Source organism: Nocardioides sp. Soil777 (assembly GCF_001428425.1).
Taxonomy (GTDB): domain Bacteria; phylum Actinomycetota; class Actinomycetes; order Propionibacteriales; family Nocardioidaceae; genus Nocardioides; species Nocardioides terrigena.
In genome coordinates this window covers 22,751-36,214 of record NZ_LMSN01000008.1, presented here as the reverse complement: position 1 = coordinate 36,214, position 13,464 = coordinate 22,751, and the positions used below count along the sequence as shown (strand labels likewise).

Here is a 13,464-nt window from a genome sequence, read left to right as displayed (position 1 = left end):
CCGCTCAGAGCTCGTCGAGGAAGCGGTCGAAGACCCGCGCCCCGAACTCCAGGGCATCGACCGGCACCCGCTCGTCGACGCCGTGGAAGAGCGCCGTGAAGTCCAGGTCCGCCGGCAGCCGCAGCGGCGCGAAGCCGTAGGAGGTCATGCCCAGCTTGGTGAAGTGCTTGGCGTCGGTGCCGCCGCTCATGAGGTACGGCGCGACGACGGCGTCCGGGTCCTCGGCCATCAGGGAGCGGGTCATCGCGTCGACCAGGTGGCCCTCGTAGGGCATCTCCCACGGCTGCTGGTGGGAGAGGAAGTCGATCTCGACCCCCTCCCCGCACAGCTCGCGCAGGGTCGTGAAGAACTCGTCCTCGTAGCCCGGCAGGAAGCGGCCGTCGACGTGCGCGGTCGCCTCGGTGGGGATCACGTTGACCTTGTAGCCGGCGCCGAGCATCGTCGGGTTGGCGGTGTTGCGGATCACCGCGCCGAGCATCCGCGCGGCACTGCCGAACTCGTCGATCAGCTCCACCGCGTTGTCCGGGGTGGCCTCGGTGCCGGCGATGTCGGCGACGGTGGCCAGCAGGACCTCCATGGTCGGCGTCAGCCGCACCGGCCACTCGTGGGCGCCGATCCGGGCGACGGCGCCGCTGAGGCGGGTGACCGCGTTGTCGGTGTTGATCATCGAGCCGTGGCCGGCGCGCCCGCGGGCCGTGAGCTTCATCCAGGCCATGCCCTTCTCGGCGGCCTCGATGAGGTAGACCCGGCGCCCGCGGACGGTTGCGCTGAAGCCGCCGACCTCCCCGATCGCCTCGGTGCAGTCGGCGATCTCGTCCGGGTGCTGCTCCACGAGCACCTCGGCGCCCTTGTGGCCGCCGGCCTCCTCGTCGGCCGTCAGGCACAGCACCAGCTCGCGATCGGGCAGCCGGCCGGCCCGGGCCCGGGCGCGGACCACGCTGAGGAGCATGGCGTCGAAGTCCTTCATGTCGACGGCGCCGCGACCCCACACGAAGCCGTCCTGCACCTCGCCGGAGAAGGGGTGGACCTGCCAGTCCTCCGCCGCGGCGGGGACCACGTCGAGGTGCCCGTGCACCAGCAGGGGCGGCTTCGTCGAGCCGGGCGACCCGCCCCACCGGGCGACGAGGTTGGTCCGGCCCGGCTCGGACTCGTAGAGACGCGACTCGATGCCGACCTCGTCGAGCAGCGTGGCGACGTACTCGGCCGCCTTCCGCTCCCCCGGGCCGTCCTCGTCGCCGTAGTTGGAGGTGTCGATGCGGATCAGGTCGCGGCACAGGTCCACGACCTCGCCAGCGGGGTCGTGGGCGGGGTCGAGAGAGGTCACCGAGGTCTCGTCAGCCATGCCCCCATCCTGCCCCAGGGACGGGGGGACCCCGATTCGAGTGTTGGGCAGGCGTTTTGCTACGGTTCTCCAGCACTCGTCCGGGTGGCGGAATTGGCAGACGCGCTAGCTTGAGGTGCTAGTGCCCGTATTAGGGCGTGGGGGTTCAAGTCCCCCCTCGGACACTGAGAAGGCCCCGGCTCCACGGGGCCTTTTCTTCATTTCGGGGCCACCGAGGAGCGGGTCAACGCCCGCGGCGCGGGCGGCCCGACGGGCCCATCCGGTGGTGCACCCGGGCCGGTGCCTCACCGAGGCCCCACACCCCCGGGGCGTCAGACTCCATCAACCCGTCGGGGTCCCGTCGCCAGCGGCGTTCGAGGAACCAGCCGGCGACCGAGAAGTAGGCGACCAGGGCGCCGATCACGAGCCACACCATGCCGCGACACTACGCCCGCAGCGGCCGTTCAGGGAGTGCCGAGCCGGATCCCGTGCGCGGCCAGCAGGTCGACCAGGGAGCCGGGCCCCCGCTCGAAGTGCCAGTGCTCGGCGACCAGTCCGGCCGTCCGCGCTCCCTCCACGTTGGCCTCGTTGTCGTCGACGAAGAGCACCTCGCGCGCCGGCACCCCGATCCGTCGTACGACGCGGTGGAAGAACTCCGGGTCCGGCTTGGCGGCCCCGACCTCCCACGAGTAGGCGCTCACGCCGAAGCGGTCCCGGTAGCCGAGCACGTCGTGCATGTACCTGCCGCGGTGGCGCTCCTGGTTGGTGGCCAGGTGCACCCCGTAGCCGGCGCTGCGCAGCGCCGCCACGACCTCGAAGGACGAGCCGACCTCGTCGATGCGGTGCCACACCGCGGCGTACACCTCGGCGACCGGGGTCGTGACGCCGTACTCGAGCAGCGTCGCCTCCAGCATCGGGAGGTAGTCGCCCTCGCCGGCCAGGGTGGGCTCCTCGTCGGCCCACGTCCGGTGGAGGAACTCGCGCGAGCGGTCACCGAGGAAGGGCTCCATCGCGGCGTACCAGCCGCCGGGGAGGTCCTGGACGACGCCGTCGGCGTCGAGCAGCACGTGCGTGATCACGGGGCTCAGCCTAGGCTCGCCGGGTGACCGCCAACCTGCGCCCGACCCTGCGGGTCGGCTTCGTGACCGGTGCCACCCCCGACAAGTGGGCACGCGCCTGGCGCGAGCGCCGGCGTGAGCGGCTCGAGCTGGTCCCCGTCACCGAGGACGAGCAGGTCGAGGGGGTCCGTGACGGCAGCCTCGACATGGCGCTCGTCCGGCTGCCGGTCGACACCGACGACCTCCACTGCATCCGGTTGTACGACGAGGTGCCGGTCGTCGTCGCCGGCCTCGAGCACGTCGTCGGCGCGGTCGACGAGGTGACCCTCGAGGACCTGGCCGACGAGCAGCTGGTGCGCCCGCACGCCAGCGGCTGGACGCCCACCGCCGAGCAGCTCGAGTGGCCGCCGATGTCGGAGAAGGACGCCATCGAGACCGTCGCCGCCGGGACCGGCGTGGTGGTCGTGCCGATGAGCGTGGCCCGGCTCCACCAGCGCAAGGACGTGGTGACCCGGCCGGTGACGGACCTGGAGCCCACCACCATCGCGCTGGTCTGGCTCCGGGACCGCGACGACGACGTGACGCAGGCCTTCGTCGGCGTGGTCCGGGGACGCCGGGTCACGAGCTCGCGCTGAGCCACTCCTCGAGCCACCGGCCCAGCACGACCGCGCTGGCCTCCACCCGGCTCGGCCAGTCCATCGCCGACTCGTCGGCCTCGTCGCTCACGTGCTTGACCAGCCGGACCGGCACGCCGAAGGACCGCGCGGCGAACGCGACGGCGTACCCCTCCATGTCGACGAGGTGCGCAGCGAGCGCCAGCCGGTCGCGGACCAGCGGGTCGGTGACGAACACGTCGCCGGTCGCCAGCACCACGTCGGACTCCCCCACCACCAGCCGCTCCTCGGGGTCGTAGCCGAGCGAGCGCACGATGTCGGCGTTGATGTCGTGGTTGATCACGACGCCCGGCTCGTGCAGGCCGGTGAGCCCGTCACGCAGCGCGCCGGCAGTGCCGATGTTGACGACCGTGAGCCCCGCGACGTCGTCGTACGCCGCCAGCGCACGCGCCGTCGCGACTGCCGCTGCGGTCTTGCCGAGACCCGTGACGACGAGCGGGAGGTCGGACGGGACGTGGGCTGCTTCGGCCGCGGTGGCGGCCACGACGAGGGTGTGCACCTCGTCACGCTAGCCCGTTCTGGTTAGCCCTTTGACAACCCAGCCCCTACTGTCGACGGGCCCGTTCACCCGAGTACCCGCAGGAGGTGTCACCTTCCAGTGACCCAGGAAAAGACCTCGGAGCGACCGCTCTCCGACTCCCTCAAGTCACCCACCGACACGGTGATCCCCCACCCCGCTCTGGACGTCGAGCCCTCCGCCGAGTCCGAGCGCCCCCAGCTCCTCGACAAGGTCGTCTTCGGCGTCACCGCCGCGATCGCGATCGGCTTCCTGCTGTGGGGGTTCCTCGACACGGCCTCGCTGGCCAGCGCCTCGGGCACGGCGCTCACCGGCACCATGGAGTACCTCGGCTGGCTGTTCGTCCTCACGTCGTCCGCCTTCGTCGTCTTCGCCCTGTGGCTCGCCCTGGGCAAGTACGGCAACATCCCCCTCGGTCGCGACGGGGACGAGCCGGAGTTCTCCACCACCTCGTGGGTCGCCATGATGTTCTCCGCGGGCATGGGCATCGGGCTCATGTTCTACGGCGTCAACGAGCCGCTCACGTTCTTCGCCGACACCGACGGCTTCGCGCCGCCCGGCTCCGAGGGGCTCTCCGACCCGCAGCGCGCCGAGACCGCGATGGCGCACACGCTGTTCCACTGGACCCTGCACCCGTGGGCCATCTACGCGGTCGTCGGTCTCGCCATCGCGTACGGCGTCTACCGCAAGGGTCGCCTCCAGCTCATCAGCGCGGCCTTCGAGCCCCTGCTCGGCAAGCACGCCAACGGTCCCGCCGGCAAGGTCATCGACATCCTCGCGATCTTCGCGACGCTCTTCGGCTCGGCGGCGTCGCTGGGGCTCGGTGCCATCCAGATCGCCAGCGGCCTGCGCATCGTCACCGGCCTCGGCGAGGTCGGCAACGGCGTGCTCGTCGCCATCATCGCGGTCCTGACCGTCTGCTTCGTGCTGTCGGCCGTCTCGGGCGTCGCCAAGGGCATCCAGTGGCTCTCCAACATCAACATGGTGCTGGCGCTGACGCTCGCGGTGTTCGTGTTCGTCGTCGGGCCGACGATGTTCATCCTCGACATCATCCCGACGTCGATCGCCTCCTACGTGCGCGAGCTGCCCACCATGGCCGGTCGCACCAACGCCGACGGCGAGGCCGCGGCCGCGTGGCTCAGCAGCTACACGGTCTTCTACTGGGCCTGGTGGATCTCGTGGACCCCCTTCGTCGGGATGTTCATCGCACGGATCTCGCGCGGGCGCACGATCCGCCAGTTCGTCACCGGCGTGCTGCTGGTCCCCAGCCTGGTGACCCTGGTCTGGTTCGCGATCTTTGGCGGCGCGGCCATCAAGCTCCAGATGGACGGTACCGACGTCTACGGCGCCGGTGCCCTCGAGGACCAGCTCTTCACCGTGCTCGACCAGTTCCCGCTGGCCACCGTCTCCAGCATCCTGGTGATGGTCCTGGTGGCGATCTTCTTCATCTCCGGCGCCGATGCGGCGTCGATCGTGATGGGGTCGCTCTCGCAGAACGGTGCCATCGAGCCCAGCAAGGCACCGGTGATCTTCTGGGGCGTCGCGACCGGCGGCGTGGCCGCGGTCATGCTGCTGGTCGGTGGCGACACCGCCCTCGACGGCCTCAAGACCATCACCATCGTGGCGGCCGTGCCCTTCGTGCTGGTGATGATCGGACTGTGCGTGTCCCTGGTGAAGGACCTCAGCCAGGACCCGATGATCGTCCGGACGCGGGTGGCCCGCGAGGCCGTCCACGACGCCGTGATCGCGGGCGTCACCGAGCACGGGGACGACTTCCGCCTCTCGGTCGAGCAGGAGCCCGGCACGGACGACACGTCCACCGCGCGCCCCTCGCAGACGAAGGCCTGACCCAGCACCACCCCGGCGGCCGCTGGGCGCCTCCTCACCAGGAGGTGCTCAGCGGCCGTCCTTCGTGGAAGCCGGCGGCGGACTGCAGGCCGACGACCGCGCGCTCGTGGAGCTCCTCGAGCGTCGTGGCGCCGGCGTAGGTGCAGGACGACCGCAACCCGGAGCAGATCTGGTCGATGAGGTCCTCGACGCCGGGCCGGGCCAGCTCGAGATACATCCGCGACGAGGAGATGCCCTCCTCGTAGAGGCCCTTGCGGGCCCGGTCGTACGCCGACTCGGTCGACGTGCGGTGGGCGACGGCCCGCGCGGAGGCCATCCCGAAGGACACCTTGAAGGCCCGCCCGTCGGCGTCGTGCATGAGGTCGCCGGGCGACTCGTGCGTCCCGGCGAACCACGAGCCGATCATCACCGAGCTGGCACCGGCGGCCAGGGCGAGCGCGACGTCCCGCGGGTGCCGCACTCCCCCGTCGGCCCATACGTGCTTGCCGAGCTCGCGAGCAGCAGCAGCGCACTCGAGCACCGCGCTGAACTGCGGGCGACCGACGCCGGTCATCATCCGGGTGGTGCACATGGCGCCCGGGCCGACACCGACCTTGACGATGTCGGCGCCCGCCTCGACCAGCGCGCGGGTGCCCTCGGCGGAGACCACGTTGCCCGCCACGATCGGCACCGCCGGTGAGAGCGCCCGCACCGCGCGGAGCGCCTCGAGCATCCGGTCCTGGTGCCCGTGGGCGGTGTCCACCACGAGGCAGTCGACGCCGGCGTCCAGCAGGGCGGCCGCCCTGGCCGCGACCTCGCCGTTGACCCCCACCGCTGCCGCGATCCGCAGGCCGCCGGACGCGTCGACCGCCGGAGTGTAGAGCGTGGCCCGCAGCGCCCCCAGCCGGGTGAGGACGCCCACCAGCGAGCCGTCCTCGCCGACCGCGACGGCGAGCGGTGCCTTGGCGGCGTCCAGCCGGTCGAAGACGACCCGCGGGTCCGCGTCGGCGTCGACCGTCACGAGGTCGCGGCGCATCACCGCACCCACCTGGGCGAAGCGGTCGACCTCGGCGCAGTCGGCCTCGGAGACGACGCCCACGGGGCGACCGTCCTCGACGACCACGGCGGCGTGGTGGGACCGCTTGGGGATCAGCGACAGCGCCTCGGCCACCGTCTGGGTGGGCGCCAGCTCGATCGGGGTGTCGAAGACGAGGTGGCGTCGCTTGACCCACTGCACGACGTCGGTGACAACAGGGATCGGGATGTCCTGCGGGATGACGGTGAGGCCGCCGCGGCGGGCCGTCGTCTCGGCCATCCGCTTGCCGGCGATGGCGGTCATGTTGGCCACCACCAGTGGCAGCGTCGCTCCGGTGCCGTCGTGGGTGGCGAGGTCGACGTCGTACCGGCTGGCCACGGCCGAGTGGCGCGGGACCATGAAGACGTCGTCGTAGGTCAGGTCGTGCGGCGGGGCCGCGTCGTGGAGGAAGCGCACGTGTCGGGAATCTACGTGAGTCGGCGCTGCGGGCGCAGGCCGACGTCCTCGAACTCGAGCTCGGCCAGGCGGCGTACGACGTCTGGGTCCTGGCGTCGCCAGTCCCCCGCCGGGTCGTCGCTCACCCGCGCCAGCACCCGCATCGGCTGGTGCGCGAGGGCCCGCAGTGCGAACAGGTCGAGGTCGTCGACGGAGTCGATGAAACGTGCGCCGGCCGTGGCCTCGCGCACGAACCGCCAGCGCCGGGGCAGGTGGACGGCCAGGATCACCAGGATCGGGATGAGGGCTATGGCCAGGCCGAGCACGACGGCCAGCTGCTCGACGGCCTCCACCGATGCCCGTCCTGCGGAGGCGATGCCCTCCGAGGCGTCGGCCGCCCGGTCGAAGGGCGTCGCCAGCTCGTCGCCGACCAAGGGTGCCTCACCGAGCCGCCCGCCCGCGTCGCGCAGCTGGCCGGCCATCGCCGTGGCCGACTCGTCGGTCTGCCGGCCGGGCTCGGCCAGCGCCGTGGTCCCGTCGTGGACGGCCGTCCCGACCCGGATCCACAGGACGATCCACCCGAGGACGAGGAGGTCGGCGACGATCTGGACGGTACGGCGGCCGGGGCTGTCGGCGTAGAGCTTCATGCCCCCATCCGAGCATCACCGGGGGCCGGCGGCCACCTCCGTGAGGGCGGCCCACGTGCGGTCGATGTCCGCAGCCGTGGTGCGCCAGCTCCCGACGGCCCACCGGATCGCGGCCCGGCCCTCGACCCGCGTGTGGCTCAGGTAGGCGACCCCGGAGGCGTTGACGCGATCCATGATCGCCATCGTCTCCTCGTCACCCGCCACGGCGCGGAAGACCACCAGGCTGAGGCTTCTGGCGGTGACCAGCTCGAAGCGGTCGTCCTCCGCCACCAGGTCCTCGACGCGACGGGCGAGCTCCACGCCGTCGCGGATGTGGGCGCGCAGCCCCTCCAGCCCGTAGGTGCGCAGCACCGCCCAGAGCTTGAGCGACCGGAACCGCCGGCCGAGCTGCGGGTGCCAGTCGCGGTAGTCCACGACCTCGCCGGACTCGGAGGCCGCGTTGCGGAGGTACTCCGGTGTCAGGGAGAGGGCGTCGACCACCGCCTCGCGGTCCGGGACCCACAGGACGCTGCAGTCGAAGGTCGTGAGCAGCCACTTGTGAGGGTTGGTCACGAACGACTGGGCGAGGTGCAGGCCACGGGTGAGGACCTCCCGGTGCTCGGGGCAGACAGCGGCGACCCCGGCCCAGGCCGCGTCGACGTGCAGCCACGCACCGACGCCGTCGAGGGCCTCCGCGATGGCCTGCACGTCGTCGATCGCCCCGGTGGAGGTGGTGCCGACACAGGCCTGGACGAAGACGGGGCGGCAGCCGTCGTCGATGTCGTCGGCCAGCAGCCGCTCGAGGTGGGCCACGTCCATGGCCTGGGTGACCGGGTCAACCTCGACCATGCGGACGTTCCCGGCACCGATCCCCGCCATCATGGCGGCCTTCACCAAGGACGAGTGGGCCTGGGAGGAGCCGTAGACGGTCCAGCGCGCGTCGCCGAGGCCCGCCTCGCGGACAGTGCCGGCGCCCGCGGACTGGAGCGCGGCGAGGAGGGCGGTGAAGGTCGCCGTCGAGGCGGTGTCCTGGATGACGCCACCACCGGGACCTTCCGCGCGGTGCTGGAACTGCTCGGGCAGCCCGAGGGCCTGGGCCAGCCAGTCGACGACGACCTGCTCGACCTCGGTCACCGCCGGGCTGGTGGCCCAGATCATCCCCTGCGCGCCGATCCCGCTGGAGAGGAGGTCGCCGAGGATGGCGGCCGGCGAGGAGTTGGCCGGGAAGTAGGCGAAGTAGCGCGGGTGCTGCCAGTGCGTCAGGCCCGGCACGACGACCTCGTCGAGGTCGGCGAGGAGGGCGTCGAACCCCTCGGCCTGCTCGGGCGGCGAGGCCGGGAGCGCGCGTCGTACGTCGCCGGGCGCGACCTGTGAGAGCACCGGCAGGTCGTCGAGGGACGCCCAGTAGTCGGCGATCCAGTCGATGGTGGCGTACCCCTGCCGGCGGAACTCCTCGGGGGACATGTGCCCGGCGTTGTCAGACATGGCCCGAAGGTACTGCGCGCGGTTGAGCCGTCGTACTCAGGGGACGTCGGGTAGTGCGACCGGTCCGCCGCGGCCCGGCCGCGACGAGGCTCCTCCCATGCCCAACACAGCCAGCACCACCGCCAAGAACACCACCGCGTTCGCCGCCCAGGCCGCGATCTCCTTCGGGGCCGCGCTCTTCGCGATGCTCGTCGCCGTCTACTTCATGGACGCCGACCCGTGGGTCAAGGGCTTCCTCGCCCTGGGGACGCTCTACCTGACGACCTCGACGTTCACGCTCGCCAAGGTCGTGCGCGACATGCAGGAGGACACGACCGTGATGCACCGGCTCGACCAGGCCCGCCTCGACAAGGCGCTGTCGCAGCACGACCCCTTCAAGTCCGCCTGACCGGCGGGCGTCTCTCAGCGCAGCTGCGCGCTCGTCAGCCCCAGCAGCCGCCGGGCGACGATGAGCAGCTGGATCTGCTGCGTCCCCTCGAAGATGTCGAGGATCTTGGAGTCGCGGGACCACTTCTCCAGCAGCTCGACCTCGCTGTAGCCCAGCGAGCCGGCCAGCTGGACGCACGAGAGCGTGATGTCGGAGCCGACCCGGCCGGCCTTCGCCTTGGCCATCGAGGCCTCCAGCGAGTTGGGCCGGCGGTTGTCGGCCATCCAGGCGGCCTGCATGGTCAGCAGCTGGGCGCCCTCCCAGTCGGCCTCGAGCCGGAGGAACGTCGCAGCGGCGGCGGACTGCACCTGGGCCGGGCGGTCGTAGTCGATCTCGACACCGGCCTGCTCGAGCAGGTCGCGGGTGAGGTCCAGGGACGCCCGGGCGCAGCCCACGGCCATCGCGGCCACCAGCGGCCGGGTGTTGTCGAAGGTCGCCATCGCCCCCGCGAAGCCCTGCTTGACGTCGATGTCCGGGGAGCCGAGGAGGTCCTCGGCTGGCACGCGGCAGTCGGTGAAGGTGATGGCGGCGGTGTCGGAGGCCCGGATGCCGAGCTTGTGCTCGAGGCGCTCGACCTTCATCCCGGGGTTGTCCTTACGGACCACGAACGACTTGATCGCCGCCCGGCCCAGGGACTTGTCCAGCGTCGCCCACACGACCACGCTGTCGGCGCGCTCGCCGGAGGTGACGTAGATCTTCTCGCCGTTGATGACGTACTCGTCGCCGTCCAGGCGAGCGGTCGTGGAGATGCTCGCGGAGTCCGAGCCGGTGCTGGGCTCGGTGATCGCCATTGCCGCCCACGTCCCGGCGTACCGCTCCTGCTGCTCGGGCGTCGCGACGGACGCTATCGCCGAGTTGCCGAGGCCCTGGCGCGGCATGGAGAGCAGCAGCCCCGTGTCGCCCCAGCACATCTCGGCGATCGACATCACGGAGGCGAGGTTGGCGCCGTTGCGGACGCCGCCGGAGTCGTCCTCCGCCTCGTCGCGACGTACGCCGGACGCGCCCGCACCCTCCGCCGACCCGGACTCGGAGAGCCCGTCGATCATCGCGGCGAGCAGGTCGAGCTCCTGGGGGTAGGCGTGCTCCTCGCGGTCGTACTTGCGCGAGATGGGCCGCAGCATGTTCATCGCGACCTGGTGGGCCTGGTCGACGAGCGTGCGGTGCTTCCTGGGGGTCTCGAGGTTGATCATCAGACGAGCACCGTCCCTTCCATGATCCCGATGGCACGCAGGTCGCGGTACCACCGCTCGACCGGGTGCTCCTTGACGAAGCCGTGGCCGCCGAGCAGCTGGACGCCGTCGAGGCCGATCCGCATGCCCTTGTCGGCACACAGCGAGCGCGCGAGGGCGACCTCGCGGGCGAAGTCCTCACCCCGGGCGGCGCGGGACGCCGCCTTGTAGGTCACGAGCCGCATGGCCTGGAGCTCGATCGCGATGTCGGCGACCATGAAGGCCACGGCCTGGCGGTGGCTGATCGGCTCGCCGAAGGCCTCGCGCTCGTTGACGTAGGCGGTGACGTAGTCGAGCACGGCCTGCCCGGTGCCGACCGCGAGGGCGCACCAGGCGAGGCGGGACAGCCGCACGCACTCGGTGTACGTCGAGCCGTCGGTCTCGCCGAGGACGGCGTCGGCCGGAACCCGCACGCCGGACAGGCCCAGACGGGTCAGCGACGCGGCGCGGACCCCCATGGCCGGGTCGGCCTCGATCGTCAGTCCCGCGGCGGACGACTCGACCAGGAAGAGGACGGGTCGGCCCTCGAGCTCGGCGCCGACGACGAACAGCTCGGCCTCGGCCCCGCGCACCACCGCGGACTTGAGGCCGTCGAGCACGAAGCCGTCACCGTCGCGCCGGGCCGTGGTGGCCGGCGTCAGCGGGTCGAAGAGCACCGTCGGCTCGGTGAGCGCCAGCGCGGCGGCGGGCACGTCGTCACCGGTGAAGGCGGGGAGGTAGGTCTGCTGCTGGGCGTCGGTGCCCCACAGCCCGAGGGCCGTGGTGACGGAGCCGGGGGCGAGGGCCGCGACGGCCAGACCCATGTCGCCCTTCGCGAGGGCCTCGGCGACCAGGGTGCCGGCCATGGCGGAGCGCTCCTCGGAGATCCCGCCGAGGGCCTCGGGCACCCCCAGGATCGGCAGCCCGATCTCGAGACTCGCCTGCAGGAGTGACTCGGGGGCGGCGCAGGCCGCGTCCGCGTCGGCGGCGGCCGGTCGCACGACCTCGGCGGCGAACTCCCCCACCACGTCGACGAGCATCTGCTCGTCCTCGGTCGGTGTCAGGTCGAAGCGGTCGTCCGCCCGCGCGGCCGCGGGCCGGGTGCCGGGGGCTCCGCGCGTGCCCATCCGGGCGAACGTGCGGCCGGCGGCGGTGGCCCCGCGGAAGCCGCTGCGGGTCACGGTGAAGACCGCCTGCTCGGTCTGCCGGCGCAGCCCCAGCCGGTCGATGACCTCGCTCTGCGCCAGCCGGTTGAGACCGGCCACGGCCAGACCGATCGGGTCGCGGCTCTCACGGGACGACAGGCCGTGCCTGCCGCCCGGCCGGAGCCCTCGCCTGAGGAAGTCTGCGGTGAAGTACATGGCCCTAATGTAACTCCGAGTTACACACGACGCCACACCTTCCCGGGCCAGTCTGCGTGTCGGGCGTCACGAGGCACCTCACTAGGATCTGCGCCATGCCGACCGACCCCTCGGGCCCCCCTGTCCACGCCCCGCACGGCGAGCTCCCCACCGGCGGCACCGTCCGCCCCGTCACCCGTTGGGGCACGCCGGTCATGCACGCGCCGCAGCAGCTCGTGACGTCGTACGACGACTCCCTGCGGTCCCTGGCCGCCGACATGGTCGCGACGATGTACGCCGCCGACGGCGTCGGTCTCGCCGCCTGCCAGATCGGGCAGGACGTGGCGATGTTCGTCTTCGACTGCCCCGACGAGAGCGGCGAGCACACCGTCGGACTCGTCTGCAACCCCGTCATCACGCTCCCGGAGGGCCGCGAGCGCAACCTCGACGACGCCGACGAGGGCTGCCTGTCCTACCCGGGCGCGTTCGTGGAGTGTGCGCGACCGGACTGGGCGGCGGTCGACGGCACCGGGCTCGACGGTGAGCCGGTGCACTTCGAGGGCGACGGGCTGCTGGCCCGGTGCCTGCAGCACGAGACCGACCACACGCTGGGGACCGTCTTCGGCGACCGGTTGCCAAACAAGGCCCGCAAGAAGCTGCAGAAGCAGCACGACAAGGCGGCCGACGACTATCCGCTGGACTGGCCGGCCGGGTCGTGACCGTCCGGATCACCAGCCGCAACGCGCGCTTCCAGCAGTGGGAGTCGTTGCTGCACAACCGGACCAAGCGACACCGGCTCGGCGAGCTCGTCGTCCAGGGTGTCCGGCCGATCAGCCAGGCGATCGAGCACGGCTGGCCGATCCAGGCGATCATCTCCGACGGTCGGCCCCGGATGTCGGCCTGGGCGGCCGGCGTGTGGGGCACCACGGACGCCGAGCGGGTGGTGATGGCGCCCGAGCTCGTCGCCGAGCTGGGCGAGAAGGACGAGCCCTCCGAGCTGCTGGCGATCGTGGGCATGCCCGCGGACGACCTCTCCCGCCTGGACCCGACCGGCCTCACCGTGGTCTTCGACCGCCCGACCCAGCCGGGCAACATCGGCACCCTGGCCCGCTCGGCCGACGCCTTCGGCGCCACCGGACTGGTCGTCACCGGACACGCCGCCGACCCCTACGACCCGCGCGCGGTCCGGGCGAGCACCGGGTCCCTCTTCGCGCTCACCGTCGTCCGGGCGCCCTCGCACCGCGAGGTGCTCGACTGGGCGCGGCCGGAGGGCGTCCGCGTGGTGGGCACCGACGAGACGGGCACCACGGACCTGCGGGCCGCGGACCTCACCGGTCCCCTCGTGGTGGTCGTCGGCAACGAGACGTCCGGGATGACCGCGGCCTGGCGAGAGGCCTGCGACGAGCTCGTGTCCATCCCAATGGCCGGCTCGGCGAGCTCCCTCAACGCCGCGACCGCCGGGTCGATCGTGCTGGACGAAGCGGCCCGCCAGCGTCGGGTCGGACGGTAG

The 13,464-nt window shown here is 72.1% G+C and carries 14 protein-coding genes and 1 tRNA gene; 6 read left to right on the top strand and 9 right to left on the bottom strand.

Annotated elements, in window-relative coordinates; translation table 11 throughout:
• Window positions 1-4: 4 nt before the first annotated feature.
• Window positions 5-1,342 carry a M20/M25/M40 family metallo-hydrolase gene (locus ASG88_RS06710; RefSeq protein ID WP_056886658.1) on the bottom strand — a complete coding sequence of 446 codons (1,338 nt, stop codon included), beginning with the start codon at window positions 1,340-1,342 and terminating at the stop codon, window positions 5-7.
• A 78-nt stretch (window positions 1,343-1,420) separates the two neighbouring features.
• On the opposite strand from ASG88_RS06710, the gene ASG88_RS06705 reads away from it, so the two are divergent.
• Window positions 1,421-1,506: transfer RNA gene (locus ASG88_RS06705), tRNA-Leu, on the top strand.
• Between the two features lie 59 nt (window positions 1,507-1,565).
• Here the strand turns inward: ASG88_RS06705 and ASG88_RS06700 are convergent.
• Both ASG88_RS06700 and ASG88_RS06695 read right to left on the bottom strand, forming a co-directional pair.
• Window positions 1,566-1,757, bottom strand: a complete 192-nt coding sequence (locus tag ASG88_RS06700; RefSeq protein WP_056886657.1) for a hypothetical protein — start codon at window positions 1,755-1,757, stop codon at window positions 1,566-1,568.
• 28 nt (window positions 1,758-1,785) lie between these two features.
• Window positions 1,786-2,400 (bottom strand): HAD family hydrolase, encoded by a 615-nt coding sequence (locus ASG88_RS06695; RefSeq protein WP_056886656.1) that lies wholly within the window; start codon window positions 2,398-2,400, stop codon window positions 1,786-1,788.
• 23 nt (window positions 2,401-2,423) lie between these two features.
• On the opposite strand from ASG88_RS06695, the gene ASG88_RS06690 reads away from it, so the two are divergent.
• Entirely contained in the window at window positions 2,424-3,014 is a 591-nt protein-coding gene (locus ASG88_RS06690; protein ID WP_235534756.1) for a LysR substrate-binding domain-containing protein, read from the top strand.
• On the opposite strand, the gene ASG88_RS06685 is transcribed toward ASG88_RS06690, so the two are convergent.
• On the bottom strand, window positions 2,998-3,552 hold the full coding sequence (locus tag ASG88_RS06685; protein ID WP_056886655.1) for a nucleosidase: 555 nt from the start codon (window positions 3,550-3,552) through the stop codon (window positions 2,998-3,000). The genes ASG88_RS06690 and ASG88_RS06685 overlap by 17 nt on opposite strands.
• Window positions 3,553-3,651: 99 nt before the next feature.
• On the opposite strand from ASG88_RS06685, the gene ASG88_RS06680 reads away from it, so the two are divergent.
• Entirely contained in the window at window positions 3,652-5,418 is a 1,767-nt protein-coding gene (locus ASG88_RS06680; protein WP_056886654.1) for a BCCT family transporter, read from the top strand.
• Window positions 5,419-5,452: 34 nt separating this feature from the next.
• On the opposite strand, the gene ASG88_RS06675 is transcribed toward ASG88_RS06680, so the two are convergent.
• Genes ASG88_RS06675 through ASG88_RS06665 form a run of 3 tightly spaced genes read right to left on the bottom strand, consistent with a single transcriptional unit; the run spans window position 5,453 to window position 8,979 of the window.
• On the bottom strand, window positions 5,453-6,889 hold the full coding sequence (locus ASG88_RS06675) for a GuaB1 family IMP dehydrogenase-related protein (protein WP_056886653.1): 1,437 nt from the start codon (window positions 6,887-6,889) through the stop codon (window positions 5,453-5,455).
• Between the two features lie 11 nt (window positions 6,890-6,900).
• On the bottom strand, window positions 6,901-7,515 hold the full coding sequence (locus ASG88_RS06670) for a hypothetical protein (protein WP_056886652.1): 615 nt from the start codon (window positions 7,513-7,515) through the stop codon (window positions 6,901-6,903).
• A gap of 15 nt (window positions 7,516-7,530) precedes the next feature.
• Window positions 7,531-8,979, bottom strand: coding sequence for a pyridoxal phosphate-dependent decarboxylase family protein (locus tag ASG88_RS06665; RefSeq protein ID WP_200956381.1), 1,449 nt, complete (start codon window positions 8,977-8,979; stop codon window positions 7,531-7,533).
• A 97-nt stretch (window positions 8,980-9,076) separates the two neighbouring features.
• On the opposite strand from ASG88_RS06665, the gene ASG88_RS06660 reads away from it, so the two are divergent.
• On the top strand, window positions 9,077-9,367 hold the full coding sequence (locus ASG88_RS06660; protein WP_056886650.1) for a YiaA/YiaB family inner membrane protein: 291 nt from the start codon (window positions 9,077-9,079) through the stop codon (window positions 9,365-9,367).
• Window positions 9,368-9,381: 14 nt separating this feature from the next.
• On the opposite strand, the gene ASG88_RS06655 is transcribed toward ASG88_RS06660, so the two are convergent.
• On the bottom strand, window positions 9,382-10,596 hold the full coding sequence (locus ASG88_RS06655; RefSeq protein ID WP_056886649.1) for an acyl-CoA dehydrogenase family protein: 1,215 nt from the start codon (window positions 10,594-10,596) through the stop codon (window positions 9,382-9,384).
• Window positions 10,596-11,975, bottom strand: a complete 1,380-nt coding sequence (locus ASG88_RS06650) for an acyl-CoA dehydrogenase family protein (RefSeq protein WP_200956380.1) — start codon at window positions 11,973-11,975, stop codon at window positions 10,596-10,598. Before ASG88_RS06650 ends, ASG88_RS06655 begins: the two co-directional genes overlap by 1 nt.
• 95 nt (window positions 11,976-12,070) lie before the next feature.
• Between ASG88_RS06650 and def the strand changes: the two genes are divergently transcribed.
• Together def and ASG88_RS06640 are read left to right on the top strand one after the other, a co-directional pair.
• Window positions 12,071-12,673, top strand: a complete 603-nt coding sequence (gene def / locus ASG88_RS06645; protein ID WP_056886648.1) for a peptide deformylase — start codon at window positions 12,071-12,073, stop codon at window positions 12,671-12,673.
• Entirely contained in the window at window positions 12,670-13,464 is a 795-nt protein-coding gene (locus ASG88_RS06640) for a TrmH family RNA methyltransferase (RefSeq protein ID WP_056886647.1), read from the top strand. Before def ends, ASG88_RS06640 begins: the two co-directional genes overlap by 4 nt.

Coding starts and splice junctions, on each gene's coding strand:
- ASG88_RS06650 (WP_200956380.1), bottom strand. CDS start 11,975: ATGTACTTCACCGCAGACTTCCTCAGGCGAGGGCTCCGGCCGGGCGGC.
- ASG88_RS06710 (WP_056886658.1), bottom strand. CDS start 1,342: ATGGCTGACGAGACCTCGGTGACCTCTCTCGACCCCGCCCACGACCCC.
- ASG88_RS06670 (WP_056886652.1), bottom strand. CDS start 7,515: ATGAAGCTCTACGCCGACAGCCCCGGCCGCCGTACCGTCCAGATCGTC.
- ASG88_RS06665 (WP_200956381.1), bottom strand. CDS start 8,979: ATGTCTGACAACGCCGGGCACATGTCCCCCGAGGAGTTCCGCCGGCAG.
- ASG88_RS06660 (WP_056886650.1), top strand. CDS start 9,077: ATGCCCAACACAGCCAGCACCACCGCCAAGAACACCACCGCGTTCGCC.
- ASG88_RS06700 (WP_056886657.1), bottom strand. CDS start 1,757: ATGGTGTGGCTCGTGATCGGCGCCCTGGTCGCCTACTTCTCGGTCGCC.
- def (WP_056886648.1), top strand. CDS start 12,071: ATGCCGACCGACCCCTCGGGCCCCCCTGTCCACGCCCCGCACGGCGAG.
- ASG88_RS06655 (WP_056886649.1), bottom strand. CDS start 10,596: ATGATCAACCTCGAGACCCCCAGGAAGCACCGCACGCTCGTCGACCAG.